Source organism: Dokdonia donghaensis DSW-1, assembly GCF_001653755.1.
GTDB classification, from domain to species: domain Bacteria; phylum Bacteroidota; class Bacteroidia; order Flavobacteriales; family Flavobacteriaceae; genus Dokdonia; species Dokdonia donghaensis.
The window spans coordinates 1,759,502-1,779,368 of sequence record NZ_CP015125.1 but is presented as its reverse complement, the minus strand read 5'-3'; the positions used below and the strand labels follow the sequence as shown (position 1 = coordinate 1,779,368).

The 19,867-nt window shown below is 38.7% G+C and carries 17 protein-coding genes; 8 read left to right on the top strand and 9 right to left on the bottom strand.

Annotated features, from left to right (window positions below; translation table 11 throughout):
• Positions 1–22: 22 nt before the first annotated feature.
• Positions 23–1,366 (bottom strand): tRNA (N(6)-L-threonylcarbamoyladenosine(37)-C(2))-methylthiotransferase MtaB, encoded by a 1,344-nt coding sequence (mtaB, locus tag I597_RS07885; protein ID WP_035328168.1) that lies wholly within the window; start codon positions 1,364–1,366, stop codon positions 23–25.
• Between the two features lie 74 nt (positions 1,367–1,440).
• Here mtaB and I597_RS07880 point away from each other — a divergent pair, with 74 nt between their 5' ends.
• On the top strand, positions 1,441–3,066 hold the full coding sequence (locus tag I597_RS07880; protein WP_035328165.1) for an ABC transporter substrate-binding protein: 1,626 nt from the start codon (positions 1,441–1,443) through the stop codon (positions 3,064–3,066).
• Positions 3,067–3,092: 26 nt separating this feature from the next.
• Positions 3,093–3,707: an IMPACT family protein gene (locus I597_RS07875; protein WP_035328163.1), complete on the top strand. Its 615-nt coding sequence runs from the start codon at positions 3,093–3,095 to the stop codon at positions 3,705–3,707.
• Here the strand turns inward: I597_RS07875 and I597_RS07870 are convergent, their stop codons facing one another.
• Entirely contained in the window at positions 3,708–4,100 is a 393-nt protein-coding gene (locus I597_RS07870) for an acyl-CoA thioesterase (RefSeq protein WP_035328161.1), read from the bottom strand.
• A 203-nt stretch (positions 4,101–4,303) separates the two neighbouring features.
• Here I597_RS07870 and dnaA point away from each other — a divergent pair, with 203 nt between their 5' ends.
• Positions 4,304–5,731 (top strand): chromosomal replication initiator protein DnaA, encoded by a 1,428-nt coding sequence (gene dnaA, locus I597_RS07865; RefSeq protein ID WP_035328159.1) that lies wholly within the window; start codon positions 4,304–4,306, stop codon positions 5,729–5,731.
• 89 nt (positions 5,732–5,820) lie between these two features.
• Here dnaA and I597_RS07860 read toward each other — a convergent pair whose 3' ends face one another.
• Together I597_RS07860 and gltB are read right to left on the bottom strand one after the other, a co-directional pair.
• The gene (locus I597_RS07860) at positions 5,821–7,284 is read right to left on the bottom strand and encodes a glutamate synthase subunit beta (RefSeq protein ID WP_035328157.1); all 1,464 of its coding nucleotides are present in this window, start codon (positions 7,282–7,284) and stop codon (positions 5,821–5,823) included.
• 3 nt (positions 7,285–7,287) lie between these two features.
• Positions 7,288–11,826 (bottom strand): glutamate synthase large subunit, encoded by a 4,539-nt coding sequence (gene gltB / locus I597_RS07855; RefSeq protein ID WP_035328154.1) that lies wholly within the window; start codon positions 11,824–11,826, stop codon positions 7,288–7,290.
• A 440-nt stretch (positions 11,827–12,266) separates the two neighbouring features.
• Between gltB and I597_RS07850 the strand changes: the two genes are divergently transcribed.
• The 5 genes from I597_RS07850 to I597_RS07830 all read left to right on the top strand — a co-directional run bounded on the left by I597_RS07850 (position 12,267) and on the right by I597_RS07830 (position 16,357).
• Positions 12,267–13,310 (top strand): porin, encoded by a 1,044-nt coding sequence (locus I597_RS07850; protein ID WP_035328152.1) that lies wholly within the window; start codon positions 12,267–12,269, stop codon positions 13,308–13,310.
• Positions 13,311–13,324: 14 nt separating this feature from the next.
• Positions 13,325–13,663 (top strand): P-II family nitrogen regulator, encoded by a 339-nt coding sequence (locus I597_RS07845; protein ID WP_035328150.1) that lies wholly within the window; start codon positions 13,325–13,327, stop codon positions 13,661–13,663.
• A gap of 25 nt (positions 13,664–13,688) precedes the next feature.
• Positions 13,689–14,924 (top strand): ammonium transporter, encoded by a 1,236-nt coding sequence (locus I597_RS07840; protein ID WP_035328146.1) that lies wholly within the window; start codon positions 13,689–13,691, stop codon positions 14,922–14,924.
• Positions 14,925–15,051: 127 nt separating this feature from the next.
• Entirely contained in the window at positions 15,052–15,510 is a 459-nt protein-coding gene (locus tag I597_RS07835) for a low molecular weight protein-tyrosine-phosphatase (protein WP_236626663.1), read from the top strand.
• A gap of 121 nt (positions 15,511–15,631) precedes the next feature.
• Positions 15,632–16,357 (top strand): SAM-dependent methyltransferase, encoded by a 726-nt coding sequence (locus I597_RS07830; RefSeq protein ID WP_035328140.1) that lies wholly within the window; start codon positions 15,632–15,634, stop codon positions 16,355–16,357.
• A 1-nt stretch (position 16,358) separates the two neighbouring features.
• Here the strand turns inward: I597_RS07830 and I597_RS07825 are convergent, their stop codons facing one another.
• The 5 genes from I597_RS07825 to I597_RS07805 are packed head-to-tail and all read right to left on the bottom strand — an operon-like array spanning position 16,359 to position 19,820.
• Positions 16,359–16,601 carry a DUF3820 family protein gene (locus I597_RS07825; protein ID WP_035328137.1) on the bottom strand — a complete coding sequence of 81 codons (243 nt, stop codon included), beginning with the start codon at positions 16,599–16,601 and terminating at the stop codon, positions 16,359–16,361.
• Positions 16,601–18,235 carry an amidohydrolase gene (locus I597_RS07820; RefSeq protein ID WP_035328134.1) on the bottom strand — a complete coding sequence of 545 codons (1,635 nt, stop codon included), beginning with the start codon at positions 18,233–18,235 and terminating at the stop codon, positions 16,601–16,603. The genes I597_RS07825 and I597_RS07820 overlap by 1 nt, the downstream gene beginning before the upstream one ends.
• Positions 18,236–18,283: 48 nt before the next feature.
• Complete coding sequence (locus tag I597_RS07815; RefSeq protein WP_035328132.1) at positions 18,284–18,838, bottom strand: hypothetical protein; 555 nt, start codon at positions 18,836–18,838, stop codon at positions 18,284–18,286.
• A 59-nt stretch (positions 18,839–18,897) separates the two neighbouring features.
• The gene (locus tag I597_RS07810) at positions 18,898–19,338 is read right to left on the bottom strand and encodes a hypothetical protein (protein WP_035328129.1); all 441 of its coding nucleotides are present in this window, start codon (positions 19,336–19,338) and stop codon (positions 18,898–18,900) included.
• Between the two features lie 11 nt (positions 19,339–19,349).
• Positions 19,350–19,820, bottom strand: a complete 471-nt coding sequence (locus tag I597_RS07805) for a hypothetical protein (RefSeq protein WP_035328127.1) — start codon at positions 19,818–19,820, stop codon at positions 19,350–19,352.
• Positions 19,821–19,867 lie beyond the last annotated feature (47 nt).

The following is a 19,867-nucleotide window of genomic DNA, read 5'->3' as shown; positions in this document are numbered from 1 at the left end:
CTTTCGCGAAAACGTAAAAACACTACGCCTCTACACCCGCAAAGTCAAATCGCACCATACCATCATCATCTATACTTGTAAGTTGTACCTCGTGTAATTGGTTTACAAGTTCTGGGTTCCAAGGAGCTTTTACTTTTACATAGTTTTCTGTAAAGCCGTGTATGTATCCCTCTTTATTTTCACTTTCAAAAAGTACTGTGCGCTTGGTATCTAGCTGTGATTCATAAAAGGCACGTCTCATTTTTGCCGAAAGGCCACGCAACATCTTACTGCGTTTGCTACGCACGTTTTTTGGCACCACACCATCCATTGTGGCTGCTGGCGTATTATCTCTTTCAGAATAAGTAAATACGTGTAGGTATGATATATCTAGGCTGTTAAGAAAGTTATAGGTCTCAAGAAAATCTTCATCTGTCTCTCCCGGAAAACCTACAATAACATCTACACCTATACAAGCGTGAGGCATCACTTCTTTAATTTTTGCAACGCGATCTACATACAGTTCTCGCTGGTAACGACGTCGCATTAAACCTAATATTTTATTACTCCCGCTTTGTAGGGGAATATGGAAGTGAGGTACAAAGGTGCGTGATTTTGACACGACCTCGATGGTTTCATTTTTAAGAAGATTAGGCTCTATAGATGAGATGCGCAGTCGCTCTATACCGTCTACCTTATCAAGCTCTTGTACGAGTTCTAGAAAAGTGTGCTCGTGTTTTTTATTACCAAATTCTCCTTTACCGTAGTCACCTATATTTACACCTGTGAGTACAATCTCCTTGATGTCTTGTGCAGCGATTTTGGCTGCGTTGTCCAGTACATTTTGTAAAGTATCACTTCTAGAGATACCACGTGCTAGTGGTATGGTACAATAGGTACATTTATAATCGCAACCATCTTGCACTTTTAAGAAAGCGCGTGTACGATCACCTATAGAGTAAGAGCTTACATAAAAGTCTGCATCTTGTATCTCACAGGCGTGTACCTCTCCTCCATCACGGGCACGGTCTGGATTGTTAAGCAAGTCGTTTATGTAGCTTGTTACATTAAACTTCTCTGTAGCTCCTAGTACAAGATCTACTCCGTCTACCGCAGCAAGTTCTTCTGGTTTGAGTTGTGCATAGCACCCTACAGCTACTTTTACAGCATCTGGATTTGCTTTTTGAGCTTGCTTTACAATGTTTTTAAAACGCTTGTCTGCATTTTCTGTAACACTACAGGTGTTTATCACATAAACATCTGCGGCTTCAGAAAAATCTACCTTATCAAAACCTTCTTTGCCAAAACTGCGCGCAATGGTGCTGGTTTCAGAAAAATTAAGTTTACAACCTAAGGTATAAAAAGCGACTTTCTTTGTAGAAGACATTTGGACTATATTTGTGTACTGCTTAGCCTTAAAAAAGGTGGGCAAAGATACTCTTAATTATTTGCTTACTCAAATTGAAAAACACCTGCTCACTTTTACTCAATTATTCCTTACTTATACTTTGCATACTTAGTACTATAAGTTGTAACAAAGATGATACGAGTGATCGAGATCATCAAGTTTTTAGATATAACGAGCAGTATCAAATATCTACACTAGACCCTGCGTTTGCTCGTAACCCTCCTATAATATGGCCGGTTAACCAGCTATTTAATGGTCTGGTACAACTAGACAATGATCTTAACGTACAACCAGATATTGCAAAGTCTTGGGAAATATCTCAAGATGCGCTTACGTATTCGTTTACACTACGTGATGACGTGCGATTTCATAAACACCCTGCTTTTAACACTAGAGATAGTACACGCATAGTAACCGCTGCAGATTTTGTTTACTCCTTTAATAGACTACGTGACCCAAAAATTGCCTCACCTGGGAGCTGGGTGTTAGGTAATGTGGCAAGTTACAACGCTGTAAATGACACTACTTTTACTATTCAATTAAAAAAAGCATTTCCCGCCTATCTAGGTTTACTTAGTATGCGTTACTGCTCTGTTGTACCTAAGGAAATCACTACCCACTATGGCAATGAGTTTAGATCTCACCCTATAGGCACTGGACCGTTTAAATTTAAACGCTGGGAAGAAGGTGTAAAACTAGTCTTACGTAAAAATGAGCTCTACTATGAAAAAGATGAGGATGGTGTCCAACTCCCCTATCTTGAGGCAGTGGCTATTACATTTTTACCAGATAAGCAAAGTGAGTTTTTACAATTTGCACAAGGCAATATAGATTACCTTAATAGTCTAGATCCATCATATAAAGATGAGATTCTTACCGCTTCTGGCACTTTAAGAGCAAAGTATCAAGATCGCGTACAGTTTGAAAAAGTACCGTGGCTTAATACAGAATATATAGGCTTTTACTTAGACAGTGACACGCCAGAGGTACAATCTGCTTTACTACGCAAGGCGGTAAACTACGGTTTTGATCGTAAAAAAATGATTAGGTACCTGCGCAATGGTATCGGCAAGCCAGCTGTAAATGGTTTTATACCTAAAGGGCTACCTGGCTATGATCATATAAAAGGATATGAATATGATGGTACGCTTTCGCGAAAGCTAATAGCACAATACATTAAAGAAACAGGAGACACATCTCCAGAAATCACCATAGGCACAAATAGCCAGTACCTAGACATCTGTGAGTACATACAACGAGAGTTACAAAAGGTAGGTTTAAAAGTAAATATAGACGTGATGCCTCCATCTACGCTACGACAGATGAAGAGTAGCGGAGAGCTAGATGCCTTTAGAGCAAGCTGGATTGCAGATTATCCAGATGCCGAAAACTACTTAAGCTTATTTTATAGTAAGAACTTCACGCCAAATGGACCAAACTACACGCATTTTAAAAGTGCAACCTATGATAGTTTATACGAGCATAGTTTGAGCATTACAGATATAGGCCAGCGCAAAAAATTATATCGCACTATGGATTCTCTTATTATAGATAAGTCTCCTATAATACCACTCTATTATGACGAGGTGGTGCGTTTTACTCAAAAAACGATTTCTGGTTTTGAACCTAATGCACAAAACTTTCTCGTGTTGAAATATGTGAAGAAGCAAAAATTGTAACCTCTCATCAATAAAAATCAATAGCCATCGCACCAAAAGACACCTATAAAACGATACTCACCCCATCTGAAGAGACACTATTTAAGGATAGAAACAGCAAGTTTTTTGGCTATGCATTTCCGGTGACATCAGAGGCCGAAGTAAAAGAGCATATAGAAGGTCTTAAAAAACAACATTACCAAGCGCGTCACTGGTGTTATGCATATGTACTAGGTAAAGAGTACGAGCAATACCGAGCAAATGATGATGGAGAACCGTCTAACAGTGCTGGAGCGCCTATTTATGGACAGCTACAGTCTTATGATGTTACAAATGTGCTTGTTGTAGTCGTGCGTTATTTTGGCGGGACAAAACTTGGTGTAGGAGGTTTAATAAATGCTTATCGAACAGGAGCTCAAAACACACTAGAGGCTTCTCATATTGTAGAAAAAACAATAGACATCCCCTTTAAAGTACAGTTTGAGTACCCACTACTTAATAAAGTAATGCGGTTAATAAATGATTACAAAGTGACTATCATTAACCAGCATATGGAAATGAACTGCGTTTTTACACTTGCCATACGTAGAAAAGAGTCAAAAAAGGTGATCAAAGCCTTTAATGAAGTGTATGGAATAACACTTCTAGAAGACGAAGATTAATTATAGCTTATCAAGTATGTATTGCGGACATCTCATAGGTCTGCCAGTTTTGGTATTAATAAAGATCAATTCTGTACTTGCGATTGTTAATAAATCACCATCTTGGTTAAAAACCTCATAATCGAATGTTATTCTTACCGTCGGAGTAGCGCGCAAGGTTGTAACAATTTTTAGTGTATCATCAAAGAGCGCAGACTTCTTAAACGTGGTTTGTAAATTATAAACTGGTAGCATCACTCCGTTCTCCTCCATCCACTTGTAAGAGATTTCTAAACTTTCAAGCCACTCAAGCCTAGCCACTTCCAAGTATTGTGCATAGTTACTGTGATGGACAAAGCCCATTTGGTCAGTTTCAGAATATCTAACTTTTAGAAAAGTAATATGGTTTTTCACGTAGTAAAGGTTATTTTTTTGTAGTTTTAAGCTTGTGATGATATTGCAACAAAATTTGCGAAAAAACAACCCCTATTCAGTTTTTTTATTACTTTTTTTGTTCACATATTTGTGATGCTTTTAAAGGGTACCTTATCAACACGACGATAATCCTTTCAAAAGGAATTCTAGACAACCGAAAACCTAATAATTTAACTAAACGAATGACTCTAACTGCGCAATCTGTATGGGATAACTGTCTCTCTTTTATAAAGGACAATATAACACCCCAGGCATACAAAACGTGGTTTGAACCGATTAAGGCGGTCAAACTCACAGATAACGCATTAAGTATTCAAGTACCTAGTAAATTCTTTTACGAGTGGCTTGAGGAACACTACGTAAAACTTCTTAAAGTTGCTCTCAATAAAGTACTAGGTGAAAACGCCAAACTGGTCTATGTGATCAAGATGGAAAATACCTACGGAAACAATCAACCTTTTACAGAAAGAATTCCTAGTGCAAATCGTAGCACTATGAAATCACAAGAAGTAGATGCTCCGCTTAAAAATAAAAATCCAGAGCTTAAAAATCCTTTTGTAATTCCTGGAATAAGAAATTTACAAATAGAGTCACAGCTCAACCCTAACTATAATTTTGAAAACTTTTTAGAAGGAGACTCAAACCGTCTTGCAAGATCTGCAGGTATGGCCGTCGCAAATAAGCCAGGGGGAACTTCTTTTAATCCGCTTTTAATATTTGGAGGAGTAGGTTTAGGTAAAACACATCTTGCTCACGCAATAGGTGTACAGATAAAAGATAAGTATCCTGCAAAAACTGTTTTATACATTTCTGCAGAGAAGTTTACACAACAATATATAGAGTCTGTAAAAAAGAATAATAGAAATGACTTCATTCACTTTTATCAAGTTATAGACGTTCTTATTGTAGATGATATTCAACTACTAAGTGGTAAGGCAGGTACTCAAGATGTATTTTTCCACATTTTTAACCACCTACACCAAAACGGAAAACAGGTAATCCTTACCTCAGACAAGGCTCCTGTAGATATGCAAGATATAGAGCAACGTCTCTTATCACGTTTTAAATGGGGATTAAGTGCAGAGCTACAACACCCTAGTTTTGAAACACGCATCGCCATTATAAAGCAAAAGCTTTATCAAGATGGTGTTGAAATGCCAGAAGAGATTGTAGAGTTTCTTGCAAATAACATTAAAACTAATGTCCGTGAGCTAGAAGGTGCAATTATATCACTTATAGCACACTCATCTTTCAACAAGAAAGAGATCACTCTCGACCTTGCAAAAAAGATTGTAGACAACTATGTAAAACATACTAAGAGAGAAGTCTCTATAGATTATATCCAAAAGATTGTTTCAGATTACTTCCAGATGGATGTAGAAACATTACAGTCTAAAACACGTAAAAGACATATCGTACAAGCGAGACAACTAGCAATGTTCTTTGCAAAGAAGCTTACTAAAGCTTCACTAGCAAGCATAGGTTCACAGATAGGACAGCGCGACCACGCAACAGTTCTGCACGCTTGTAAAACGGTAGATAATCTAGCGAGTACAGATAAACAGTTTAGGAAATATGTAGAAGACCTTGGTAAAAAACTTTCGGTTTAAAACCAATATTATAAAATAGAAAAAGCCTCAAAATATATGTTTTGAGGCTTTTTTTTACGCTTTCGCGAAAGCGTAATCACTACTATAATCTAGCGTCTAGGTAAGTCACTGTCTTCATCTTTAAGTGGCAATTGTGAACTTCCCATCAAGTATGCATCTACGTGATGTGCAGCTTGTCTTCCTTCTGAGATTGCCCACACAATGAGTGATTGCCCTCTACGCATATCTCCAGCAGCAAATACGCCTGAAACACTAGTCGCATATGACGTAGCTTTTACGTTACCACGCATATCTGTATCCAAATGTAGCTGGTCTATTAGAGTTTTTTCCGGCCCTGTAAAGCCTAGTGCAAGAAAAGCCATATCGCAAGGCCACTCCTTTTCTGTTCCCGGTATTTCTTTAAGCTCACGTCTACCATTGTCATTTGTAATCCACTCTACCTCTGAGGTTATAAGTCCCGTGAGATTACCACTGGCATCACCCACAAACTCCTTTGTAGAAATACTAAAAACTCTTTCTACCCCCTCCTTATGAGAAGAACTGGTGCGCAAGCGCATAGGGTAATAAGGCCAAGGTTGCTCTGAAGGTCGCTCTATTGTAGGTCTATTAAGAATCTCAAAATTTGTAACGGTTTTTGCTCCTTGTCTATTACTAGTACCTATACAGTCTGAGCCTGTATCACCACCACCTATAACAATCACATTTTTATCTGTAGCAACAATAGTTTCATCCCACTCAGCTATACCATCTTGTCGCTCATTGTTTTGCTTTAAGAAATCCATTGCTTGATACACTCCTTTAAGATGCGCCCCTTTTATAGGTATAGACCTCCTCAAAGTAGCACCACCACAGAGTACAATCGCGTCATACTCATCTTGAAGCGTCTCTACACTTATGGTATGCCCTACATTTGCATTTGTTTTAAAAGTTATACCCTCATCTTTGAGTACGGCCAGGCGTCTGTCTATCACATTTTTTTCCATCTTAAAATCTGGAATCCCATACCTTAAAAGACCTCCTACTTTACTATCGCGCTCAAATACGGTCACAGTGTGCCCAGCCCTATTAAGCTGCTGTGCAGCGGCTAGTCCAGAAGGGCCAGACCCTATCACTGCAACCGATTTGTGTGTACGTTTTTGCGGTGGTTGTGGGACAATCCACCCCTCGTCAAAAGCTCGTTCTACTATATTTTTTTCTATATTTTCTATACTTACGGGATCTGCATTTATACCTAGAACACACGCCTCTTCACAAGGCGCTGGACATAAACGCCCTGTAAATTCTGGAAAGTTATTTGTCGCGTGCAATATAGTTGCCGCTTCTTTCCACCTTCCTTTATAGACTGCATCATTAAAATCTGGAATGAGATTGCCCAGCGGGCACCCCGAGTGACAAAACGGAATACCACAATCCATACAGCGGCCGCCTTGTTCTTTTAAATCTGCTTCTTCTAGCGGTACAGTAAACTCCTTATAATTTTTAACACGCTCTTCTGGCGCTATATATCCTTCGTCTTTGCGATCGTATTCTAAAAATCCTGTTACTTTCCCCATCTTCTAGTTTGCTAATGTTTTTTCTTCTTCTAATCTTATCAATGCCTTGCGGTACTCTTCTGGTAACACTTTCGTGAAATTTTTAATCTCTGCATCCCAGTTTTCTAACAGTCGTTGAGCCAGCGGTGAGAGTGTGGCGTTGTAATGATTTTCGACTAATTGCCTGAGCTCTTTCTTATCTTGATCTTCTTCAACTTTAAGGAAGTTAAGCCCTTCTGTGTTTGCTTTTCGCGAAAGCATACTTGCTGTATCATACACATATGCAATACCGCCACTCATACCAGCGCCAAAGTTTCTTCCTACCTCGCCTAATATGACCGCAATACCTCCGGTCATATACTCACAACCGTGATCACCTATACCTTCAACGACGGCTTTTGCTCCAGAGTTACGTACACAAAAACGCTCTCCGGCTTTTCCATTTATATAGGCCTCACCAGCAGTAGCACCATAAAATGCCACATTACCTATGATGACATTATCTTCTGGTATGATGGTCGCCTCTACCGGAACCTTCACTATTACTTTGGCTCCAGAAAGTCCTTTACCTATGTAATCATTTGTGTTACCAGTAACTGCTAGTGTGAGTCCGTGAGTAGCAAATGCTGCAAAACTCTGCCCTGCAGAACCCTCGAAGTTAATTTTTAAAGTGTTTTCTGGTAATCCATTCACACCGTAAATCTTCGATATCTCATTACTTAGTATAGCTCCTACTGCTCTATCTTCATTTGTAATCTTAAGATCTAGTGTGGTTTTTTCTTTTCTAAAAAGTGCTGGGTGCGCCTGTGATATAATCTTAAAATCAAGCGCTTTCTCAAGGTCGTGATCTTGCTTTTCTATATTATGCAAAGGCTGCCCTTTTGAGGTATCTACCTTGTGTAATATAGGTGTAAGATCTAGACCTAATGCTTTATACTGCTCTATGGTATTATTGCGATCCAGCTTTTGCACTTGACCTACCATTTCATCTACTGTCTTGAAGCCAAGCTTTGCCATAATCTCTCGCAACTCTTGTGCAACGAAATACATAAAGTTTACGACGTGCTCTGGCTTTCCTTTAAAACGTTTACGTAGTTCTGGGTTTTGAGTAGCAATTCCTACTGGACAAGTGTTTAAATGACATACACGCATCATTATACATCCAGAGGCTACTAGCGGTGCTGTTGCAAACCCAAACTCTTCGGCTCCTAGTAAACAAGCAATTGCTACGTCTCGGCCTGTTTTGAGCTGGCCATCGCACTCAAGTCGCACACGCCCGCGCAAATCATTCATTACAAGAGTTTGTTGTGCCTCTGCTAGACCTAGCTCCCAAGGTAAACCTGTATGTTTTAATGAGGTGAGTGGCGTTGCTCCTGTACCTCCATCGTGTCCAGATATAAGTATTACATCTGCCTTAGCTTTTGCAACTCCAGCTGCTACAGTACCTACACCTACCTCAGACACTAGCTTTACATTAATACGCGCTTCTCTATTTGCAGATTTGAGATCGTAAATTAATTGCGATAAATCTTCTATAGAGTAAATATCGTGATGTGGTGGTGGCGATATAAGCCCTACATATGGTGTAGAATTACGTGTTTTTGCAATCTCAGGATTTACCTTAGGTCCAGGCAACTGTCCGCCCTCACCAGGTTTTGCTCCTTGCGCCATTTTTATTTGTATCTCGGCAGCGTTTGTTAGGTAGTTTGAGGTTACCCCAAAACGCCCTGAAGCCACTTGCTTTATGGCGCTGTTTTTCCAATCGCCATTTACGTCCTTATAAAAACGCTCTTGATTTTCTCCTCCCTCACCAGAGTTAGACTTACCATCTATACGGTTCATTGCTACGGCAAGTGTCTCGTGAGCTTCCTTACTAATAGAACCATAAGACATCGCACCAGTTTTAAAGCGCTTTACAATATCTGTCCACGGTTCTACTTCATCAATATCTATAGGGTCATAATTTGTAAACTCAAATAGACCGCGTATGGTCATAAGCTGTTTGGCTTGATTATTTACACGATCTGCATACTCTTTATAAATAACAGGCTTATTGCTACGCACAGATTCTTGAAGCTTTGCAATGGTAAGCGGGTTAAATAAATGCGCCTCTCCATCTCGTCTCCACCTATACTCACCACCTATCTCTAGAGGTAAATCTGCTGCGATATCTTTAGTATGATAGGCAGCCTTATGCCTCTTACTTATCTCACCTTCTAACTGGTGTAACCCTACGCCTTCTATTCTCGTAACCGTGCGCGGGAAATACTGGTTTACGACCTTCTTACTGATACCTATACACTCAAAAAGTTGTGAGCTACGGTATGAGTTAAGGGTAGAGATACCTATTTTATTCATCACCTTGAGGACTCCTTTGCCTACGGCTTTATTAAAATTTTGTATTGCCTCTTCTACATCAACATTTGCAAGTTTTAAATCTTCTGGATGGTTTTCTATAATCTCATTAACCATATATGGGTTTATAGCACTAGCACCATATCCAAATAACAAAGCAAAGTGATGCACCTCTCTAGGCTCTGCAGACTCTATAATGAGGCTAAAACTGGATCTCTTTTTATTACCGCCTAGTCCGTTATTTACATAAGAGCAAGCAAGCAAAGCTGGTATAGGCGCCAGCTCTTGAGATGTATTTCTATCTGACAAGATAATGATGTTTGCACCCTCATCTAGTTGTTTAGAAACCTCTTGAAGTAAGTTTTCTAGAGCATCCTCCAGACCATTATGTCCTTTTTCTACCTTATATAAAATAGGCACAGAAACCACCTTAAAGCTCTCGTTATCTAAACTTTTGATTTTATCTAAATCTTGTTTTGAGATAACAGGGTTTTGAATTTTTAGCTTCTTACAATGCTCTCCGTTTATTTCAAAAATATTTGAGTCTGCACCCAGCGTGAGTGAGATATCTGTAATTAACTCCTCTCTTATACCATCTAGAGGTGGGTTTGTAACCTGTGCAAAGAGTTGCTTAAAATAATTATAGATTAATTGTGGCCTCTCAGAAAGTGCAGCTATAGGAGCATCATTACCCATAGACCCTATAGGTTCTTTTGCCTTTGCAGCCATAGGCAATATAATCGTATTTATATCTTCTTGCGTGTACCCAAAGGTGAGTAAGCGCTCCTTAAGTGGTGCTTCATTTAAAAATAAAGGGCACTCATTATAAGGTATATCCTTGAGGTGAATAAGGTTATTATCCAACCACTCTTGATATGGGTGACGTGTTGCAATCTCTTCTTTTATTTCCTCATCATTTATAATACGACCTTGTGCCATATCTACCAGAAACATTTTACCTGGCTCCAGACGACCGTGCATCTGTACATTTTGTGGTTCTATCTCCACCACTCCAATTTCTGAAGACATTATCACATAACCGTCTTTTGTGACAGAGTATCGAGAAGGTCTCAATCCATTACGATCTAAAACGGCACCTATATAATTACCATCTGTAAATGGTATAGAGGCTGGACCATCCCAAGGCTCCATAAGGCAAGAGTTAAACTCATAAAAAGCACGCTTTGCCGGAGACATATCTTCATTTTTCTCCCACGCTTCTGGCACGAGCATCATCATTACTTCTGGTAATGATCTACCCGTCATAAGTAAGAGCTCTACCACCATATCCATAGAGGCACTGTCTGACTTACCTGGTAATACAACAGGAAGTATTTTCTTTATCTCCTCACCAAATAGTGCACTTTCCATAAGTTCCTCACGCGCATACATTCTGGTCACATTACCTCTTAAGGTATTAATCTCTCCATTGTGACACATATACCTAAAAGGTTGCGCCAGATCCCAAGTAGGAAATGTATTTGTAGAAAATCGCTGGTGTACAAGCGCAAGCCTTGTCACGACACGAGGATCCATAAGGTCTTTATAATATACCTTAATATGTTGGGGCATTAATAGTCCTTTATATATAATGGTCTTGGTTGAGAAGCTAGGTAAGTAAAAGAATGAGCTTTCAGACAACTTTGAGTTGTAGATAGTATGTTCGGCGATTTTACGAGCAGTAAATAGTTTTAAGTTAAACTCAAACTCTGGTGTAGGTTTTTGTTGCGCTTTCGCGAAAGCGGAATTATCTCCCTTACTCTCATAACTCACAAAGATTTGCTTTACAAAAGGTTCAGACACTTGAGCAATCTCGCCCAGTATAGATTGATCTACCGGCACATCTCTCCAGCCCAAAATATTGATACCTTGATCTGTAAGGCTTTTTTCAAAAACCGAAATACAATATGCACGTTGATTTTCTTTACGAGGTAAGAAAACATTGCTCACGGCATACGTTCCTTCTTTAGGCAATGTAAAGTCACAAGTGGCTTGAAAATAATCGTGAGGGATGTCTATTAATATACCAGCCCCATCTCCTGTGCGGCCATCTGCACTTACAGCTCCTCTATGTTCAAGTTTTTCTAGTATCTCAAGTGCCTTATGAATAATATCATTAGACTTTACTCCTTTAAGACTACATATAAATCCTGCACCGCACGCATCGTGCTCAAACTCCCTTAAATATAACCCTTGATCTCTTAACATAACTCCTTATTTATATGGTAAAACCATTATTACTTAAGCTCAAGATAAATTTACTTATTGAAGTCTCAAAAAATGGTAATCATAATTATGACTATCACATTTTGACCCTAGTCAAATTTCTAATTACATATTTTTTGCCTTGCAAAATTGAGAATTTGCAAACCTTAATTTTTGTTAAAATATGCGAAAACGTTATCGCAATTTCAATCTATTTCTAAAAATTATAAATTATTCACATTAAAAAAGGCTATTCATTAATGAAAATAGAAAATTGAGATGAACAAATATTCAGTAAAAACAGTATTTATTTAAGATACCCCTAATTTTTAGGGGGTCAATTTGAAATTATCATAAAAATTTACACATAACCCCCAAAAACTAATATGTTAATATTTTTTTAAGATACTTTTAACGTCAAATCAACTGAAAATAATATTTTTATGAAATCTATTTGCACGCTTTTATTACTAACCATAAGCACAACATTTATGTTTGCTCAAGAAGAAACAGAAGACAAGAAAAAGTTTACCGTAGAAGGTAGTGTCGATGTCTATTTTAGACAAAATATTTCTGGCCCCAATGGTGAAGATGCTATCGCTCCAAACACATCTTTTGCAAACCGAAATGGATTTGCAATAGGTATGGCAAATGTGATAGGCGCTTTTGAAAGTGAAAACGGAAAAGTAGGTGCCGTGGCAGATCTTGTTTTTGGGCCACGTGGTGAGGAGGCTGTTTTCCTCTCTGGACCTTCATCTAACATTGTAAATCAACTTTACGTATACTGGAATGTATCAGAAAAAGTAAAACTTACACTAGGTAACTTTAATACCTTTCTAGGTTATGAGGTGATATCACCTACAGCAAACTTTAACTACTCTACCTCGTATATGTTTTCTTACGGTCCTTTTTCTCACACAGGTATTAAGGCAGACTTCACCCTCTCTGAAGATTTTAGTGCGATGCTTGCAGTACTTAACCAGACAGATGCAACAGAGTTTAACTTTGATAACAACTACACACTAGGAGCTCAACTAGGATATAAGAGTACGTACTTAAACTTTTTATACGGTAAGCAAGGTGGTAACTCAGAAAGTACTTTTCAAGTAGACCTTACTACTGGATATGACTTATCTGACGACTTTTTCTTAGGACTTAACGCAACTTATAATGATACAGATGGTGCTTCTTTTTATGGCGTAGCACTATACCCACAGTTCAAAACTTCTGACGCATTCACCTTAGGTTTACGTGGTGAGTACTTTGCAGAAGGTGAAGGTGGTGCTGGAGCAATAGGAGGTTATGACCTAGAAGGTGATGCCTCTGTAGTGGCAGTAACACTTACAGGTAGCTATAGCGTAGGAGATCTTACTATAAAACCAGAATTCCGTCTAGATAGCGCTAGTGAAGACACATTTTTAGACACAAATCAAGATCCTAGCAATTCTTTATCATCTTTTGTAATTGCCGGAATATATAAATTTTAATAAACCTATTAGATATGAAAAAAATAGAAGCAATCATCCGAAAGTCAAAATTCTCGGCAGTAAAAAGAGCTCTGCACGATGTAGGAGTCAACTTTTTCTCGTACTGGGATGTTACCGGTCTAGGTAACGAGAAAAAAGGATCTGTATACCGCGGTGTTAGTTATAGCACAAGTGATATTCAACGTCGCTATCTAAGCATTGTTGTTAATGATGACTTTGAAGAGATTACAATAAAAACTATCATAGAAGCGGCGCGCTCTGGAGAAGTAGGTGATGGAAAAATTTTTGTTTCAGATATCAAAGACTGCTACCGAATAAGAACAGGAGAAAAGGGTAGTCAAACTTTAAAATAATAACACACAATAGCATAACACAACTATGGAAATTTTAACTGTAAATAATGTATGGATGATGATCTGTACAGGGCTTGTTTTTTTTATGCACCTAGGTTTCTCTTTTTTAGAGATAGGCTTAACAAGACAAAAAAATACTATCAATATTTTATTTAAAAATATATTTATTATCACAGTAGGGCTACTACTTTATTGCTTAGTAGGCTTTAACCTAATGTACCCAGGAGAGTTTAATGGCTTTTTAGGATTTGCTGGATTTGGTCTTGACGCACCTCTCACAACAGAAGGTGCACTAGACCTCACATATAATGAAGGTTACACATACTGGACAGACTTTCTCTTTCAAGGTATGTTTGCAGCAACAGCAGCAACGATAGTATCTGGAGCAGTAGCAGAGCGTATTAAAATAGGACCTTTTATGGTTTTTGTATTATTATACGTAGGTATAGTCTACCCTATAGCAGGATCTTGGAAATGGGGGGGTGGCTTTTTACAAACACTAGAAACACCTTTTTATGACTTTGCAGGATCCACACTAGTACACTCTGTAGGAGGCTGGGCAGCTCTTGTTGCCGTATATTTATTAGGCTCTAGAATTGGTAAGTTTGATGAAAACGGAAAACCCCAAGCTATTCCGGGTCATAATGTTCCTCTAGCAACTGCAGGTGTACTTATATTATGGTTAGGTTGGTTTGGGTTTAACGGAGGTTCAGTACTCTCTGCAGACCCCTCACTTACTTCGCTTACCCTAGTTACCACATCCCTTGCTGCTGCAGCTGGCGGGGTGGTTGCTTTTCTTGTTTCTACATTAATGTATAAAAATTATGATCTTACAATGTTCTTAAATGGCATACTAGGAGGTCTTGTAGGTATAACAGCTGGGGCAGATGTGATGAGCCCTACAGACGCCATTCTTATAGGCGGTATTGCTGGAGCGATAATCGTTTTTGGTGTAGCATTGGTTGACAAGTTAAGACTAGATGACCCTGTAGGAGCAATTGCCGTACACCTTATTTGTGGTATATGGGGTACACTTGCAGTAGGCATTTTTGGAAGTCTTGCAAGCGGTGCCCAGTTTGTAAGTCAGTTAATAGGCGTGGGAGCTTATGCTGTATTTTGTATTATTACTTCCTTCATTATTATATTTACCTTAAAGAAAACTGTTGGAATCAGAGTTTCAGAACAAGAGGAGGTTGAGGGATTAGATCCTCACGAACACGGGATAAGTGCTTATCCAGATTTTCGTCTTAACGAGCACTAATCTAAATGATTTTGCTCCCAAGTATTCTAAAAGCTCTGGCCATATGGTCGGAGCTTTTTTATAAAACAAGGTACGCTTTCGCGAAAGCGCACTCAAAATAATTATCTTTCGCCTCAAAAGTTTACAGATGTCAAAAACAAACATCCTTATGGTGTGCCTAGGTAATATATGTAGGTCTCCCCTAGCCGAAGGTATCTTACGTAACAAACTAGATAGCGAGCAATTTATAATAGACTCTGCCGGGACTGGTGACTGGCACGTAGGTAATGCTCCAGATGCTAGAAGCATAAAAGTTGCTAGAGATAATGGTATAGACATCTCACAATTAAAAGGAAGGCAAATAGCAAAAAGCGATTTTAAAAAATTTGACCACATTTATGTGATGGATCAAAACAACCTAGAAGATGTACTAGCGCTTGCAAGTACAGATGAGGAGCGCCGAAAGGTTATAATGATTTTGGACACCGTTTTTCCCGGTGAGAAGGTAGATGTTCCAGATCCTTATAACGGTATGCAAGAAGATTTTAAAAGAGTTTATGAGATGCTAGACCAAGCCTGTGAAGAGATTGCGGGACAGCTGCAGTAATAAATCTTCTTTGTGAGCAGCAATAGAATATGCGCTTTAGGTTGCGCATCTAGGTAAAGCTATTTATATTGCGTCTATCACGATCAGCTCCCCAACCATATGACTGACCGTAGACTTATCTATGAGCACATTTACAACTACCGGAAAATTATATCTCATCCCTACTACTCTAGGTGATACAAGCGCTCTAGAGGTGATGCCTATCTCTGTAAAGAAAGTGGTAGAACTTATAGATACCTATATAGTAGAAAATGAAAAAACGGCACGCCGCTCTATTAAAGCTATCTCGCCTAGCAAGTCACAACCGTCACTCACGCTATTTCAACTCAATAAATACACAGACGTATCTGAGATACCTTCATACCTAGAGCCTTGTTTACAAGGTGAGTCTGTAGGTTTACTCTCTGAGGCTGGCGTTCCTGGGGTTGCAGACCCTGGTGCAGAAGTGGTAAAAATAGCTCATCAAAAAGGAATACAAGTAGTACCTCTAGTAGGGCCGTCTTCTATACTTATGGCAATGATGAGTAGTGGTATGAATGGACAAAATTTTGCCTTTAACGGCTACCTTCCCATTGATCAAAAAGAGCGCAAACAAGAGCTTAAAAGACTAGAACGTCTCTCATTTGAGCACAACCAGACGCAACTTTTTATAGAGACACCGTATCGTAATAATAAAATGCTAGAAGATATTTGTGCTACAGTACACCCAGATACACAAGTTTGTATAGCCTGTGATATCACCTTACCAACAGAGTATATTATCACAAAAAGTGCTTCTTTCTGGAAATCTAATGCGCCAGACCTACATAAAAGACCTGCTATTTTTATAATACACAAAGGGTTTTAAGCTAGCTCAAGTTAATAGGCTTAGGGAAACCGCGCTGTATTTTACGCACCATAGGCTCTAGTCCGTTAACTTTTATTTCCATCATTTCTTGTAGCAACCTACCTAGCTTCCCTTCTGGAAAGCCTTGTTGCCTAAACCATACGTAATACGACTCAGGCAGGTCTACCAGATATTTACCCTTATATTTCCCAAAAGGCATTTTGTAATGAGCAAGCTCAATGAGGTGATCTTGTTGTGACTTCATTATAGCTTGTTGTAAACGTTCTCGCCGTTTACGTATGTTGCACCCACTTCAAGATTAGGTATTGCATCTTCATCTACGATCATAATATCTTGATCCATAATGATAAAGTCTGCAAACTTACCTGACTCGATACTTCCTTTTTCTGCTTCTTCAAAGTTTGAGTAGGCTGCCCATACAGTCATTCCTTTTAAGGTTTCTTCTCTAGACAATGCATTTTCCATCTGGTAGCCTCCTTCTGGATATTGTTTTAAATCTTTACGAGCCACTGCTGCATAAAATGTGTAAAAAGGTGACACCTGCTCTACCGGAAAATCTGTTCCTAAAATAACAAGTCCAGATTGTTTAAGTAGGTCTTTATAAGCATAAGCGCCTTTTATACGCTCTGCCCCTACTCTATCTTCTGCCCAGTACATATCACTTGTGGCGTGCGTAGGCTGTACAGAAGGTAAAATTTTATCACTAAAAACGTCAAAATCTTCTGTAGATACTACTTGAGCGTGCTCTACCTTCCAGCGTGGATCTTTTTTTGAAGTAAGAACCTTATCATATGCTCGCAGTACAACCACGTTTGCACTATCACCTATGGCGTGCGTGTTCATCTGGAAGTCTGCAGCAGCGATACGCTCTGCAAGTTCATTAATTTCATCTACTGGTGTTACCATTGCCCCAAAGTGACCTTTTTTATCACTATATGACTCTCGCATCGCAGCACCTCTAGATCCTAAAGCACCATCACCATACACCTTTACAGAACGCACATTAAGACGATCTGTTTTAATCTTACCAGAGCTTAAGTAGTGATCTAGGTTTTCTTTATTGTTAGACAACATCGCGTAGATGCGCATTTTTAAGTCTCCCTGCTGTTGCAAGCTATCTATAAGCTCTACTATATCTTTATTAAGACCCGCGTCATTTACCGTAGTAAGCCCGTAAGAAAAACAAAGTTCTTGCGCCTCTAGTAATACTTGAGCATTTTCGGCAACGCTGGCTTGAGGCATTACGGCATCTACAAGCGTTTGTGGGTTATCTATAAGTACTCCAGTCACTTTACCATCTACCAGCACAATCTCTCCACCACTTACCTTTGTGGTGTTATCTATTTTTGCGAGATCAAGCGCTTTCTGATTTACAAGATATGCGTGACCATCTACACGCTCTAGTACCACTGGTGTATCTGGAAAAAGAGCATCTAGCTTATCTTTAGTAGGAAATTCTTTTACCGCCCAGTCGTTTTGATCCCAACCTCTTCCTCGTATAACGGTTGCTTCTGGATTTGCTTTGGCAAAAGCGGTTACCTTTTCTATAACCTCATCATAACTTTCGGTACCTACGAGGTCTGCAATTTGTAGGTTTTGCCCCAGTCCATAAAAGTGACAGTGCCCGTCTATAAGGCCTGGTAAAACGGTTTTACCTGTAGCGTCTATAGTTTCGGTGGCTTGATATTGTGCTGTTATATCTGCTGTGGTTCCTACGGCAATAAACTTTCCATCTTTTACGGCAAAGGATTCCGCTTTCGCGAAAGCGTCATTAACCGTATACACATTTGCATTTGTGACAATAAGGTCTGCCTCCTGCTTGTTATCGCAAGAAATGAAAAGACTAAGAACTGATAAAGAAAATAAAAGTTTACGCATCAAAATATGGTTTAAAGCATAAAAATACGAAAGAGAAGTTATAAGTGATTACCTAAGATTATTAATTTGTAAATCTACTTGAGCATCTTGAGGAAACCTATAATTAGAGTGTAGTTGTACGTCTATATCATAGGTGATACCATATAAAGCAAGCACGGCATCTACCCGATCTTTTTTAAGTTTTGCCTCTCGAGATTTTAATACGTACATATTGTACATCCCTATTGCTTGTGATAAAATCTTAAGGGCAATTCCAAAAATTATAAATGGTATTAAGTATATTCTTAAACTATAAGCGTTAGACGAATGAAATGAATTATTAAGATTATTTATGTAAACTATAGAATAAGCAGCCAAACAAGTGATCCCCACACCTAGCAAGCCAAATATTATAGTATAGCTGTAGTTCCACCATTTATCTTTTATAGCGTGCTCATAAACAACGTTTACTTCTCTAAGTTGGTTTTTAAATTTTGTAGAAAACAGCTTTTTTGAGCAGGTACGATTAAAGGCTGGTTTTCGCTTTGTAAGATTGCAAATAGAACCTTCTTTTAGGTTTTTACGCTGGTGGTTACAGAGCTCGCAGTGCCAAGTGTTATTCAAAAGAAAAAAGGTTTTGCACTAATGTACAAAACCTCTTGTTTTTTAGTTTCGATTTTTTTCTAAAAATCTATGCGCAACCTCAACTCTGGTGATTGTGTTACAGTGAGATCTCCACCTGTAGCATTAATGTTACTTATGCTATAATCTGGACAACACCCTGAAGATTCTTGTGTCTGTACTGTTGCATTTATTGTCACATCAAAAACGCCTTCTTGAACGATGGTAGCCACCTCTGGAAAAACATATATGACAAGCTCTCCATCTTGAAAAACGTAACCTTGGTTATACGAAAGCTCTAAGTCATTTTGTACGGTAATAGTAAAACCGTCTGGAGCTTCTCCATCTGTATCTGTGTATAATTGCTCTCCAGTTTCGGCATCAAAAAAGGTTATTACCATCGCTGGGCCTGGCGCACAGAGTACGTTTGCACAATCTAGATCATCTGAGTCGCAAGCAACTAGTGACAAACTTAATATGATAAGAACAAGTAGCTTTTTCATACCTAAGTGTTTTATAAGAATATTTTATATATGAGATCTCCATCACTATCATCTACGCTAGTCACATTTGTAAATGATACGTCTGTATAGTTATTTACATTACAACATTCTCCCTGTATAAATGTCACATCAAATGATAAGGTAGTCTCAAAGCCATCTGGCACGGCTATACGAAGCATCACATTGTTACGACTTTCAAAAAATGTATTAAGCGCTATTTGTGCCGTTTCAAACTCTTGAGAGGTACCTGTAAAGAATACAAAATCCTCATTAGTTTCTAGATCTGTTATAACTACATCTTCAAGATTATAAGTGCCGTTAAAAAACACATCTTCTTCTGTCTCACTATCTAAAAATTGTAATAGTAAATTACCAGAGGCACAATCTACAAGACTACAATCTGAAAGACTAGCAGAATCTAAATCAGAACTGCAAGAAATAGTAGCTATAAACAAGGCAACAATGCCTAACATTCTTTTCATTATATAGGGTTTACATAAAGGATGCAGGTACTACAGAAAGGTTGCTT

Coding starts and splice junctions, on each gene's coding strand:
- dnaA (WP_035328159.1), top strand. CDS start 4,304: ATGACTCTAACTGCGCAATCTGTATGGGATAACTGTCTCTCTTTTATA.
- I597_RS07810 (WP_035328129.1), bottom strand. CDS start 19,338: ATGAAAAAGCTACTTGTTCTTATCATATTAAGTTTGTCACTAGTTGCT.
- I597_RS07820 (WP_035328134.1), bottom strand. CDS start 18,235: ATGCGTAAACTTTTATTTTCTTTATCAGTTCTTAGTCTTTTCATTTCT.
- mtaB (WP_035328168.1), bottom strand. CDS start 1,366: ATGTCTTCTACAAAGAAAGTCGCTTTTTATACCTTAGGTTGTAAACTT.
- I597_RS07840 (WP_035328146.1), top strand. CDS start 13,689: ATGGAAATTTTAACTGTAAATAATGTATGGATGATGATCTGTACAGGG.
- I597_RS07850 (WP_035328152.1), top strand. CDS start 12,267: ATGAAATCTATTTGCACGCTTTTATTACTAACCATAAGCACAACATTT.
- gltB (WP_035328154.1), bottom strand. CDS start 11,826: ATGTTAAGAGATCAAGGGTTATATTTAAGGGAGTTTGAGCACGATGCG.
- I597_RS07825 (WP_035328137.1), bottom strand. CDS start 16,601: ATGAAGTCACAACAAGATCACCTCATTGAGCTTGCTCATTACAAAATG.
- I597_RS07835 (WP_236626663.1), top strand. CDS start 15,052: ATGTCAAAAACAAACATCCTTATGGTGTGCCTAGGTAATATATGTAGG.
- I597_RS07830 (WP_035328140.1), top strand. CDS start 15,632: ATGAGCACATTTACAACTACCGGAAAATTATATCTCATCCCTACTACT.
- I597_RS07860 (WP_035328157.1), bottom strand. CDS start 7,284: ATGGGGAAAGTAACAGGATTTTTAGAATACGATCGCAAAGACGAAGGA.
- I597_RS07845 (WP_035328150.1), top strand. CDS start 13,325: ATGAAAAAAATAGAAGCAATCATCCGAAAGTCAAAATTCTCGGCAGTA.
- I597_RS07805 (WP_035328127.1), bottom strand. CDS start 19,820: ATGAAAAGAATGTTAGGCATTGTTGCCTTGTTTATAGCTACTATTTCT.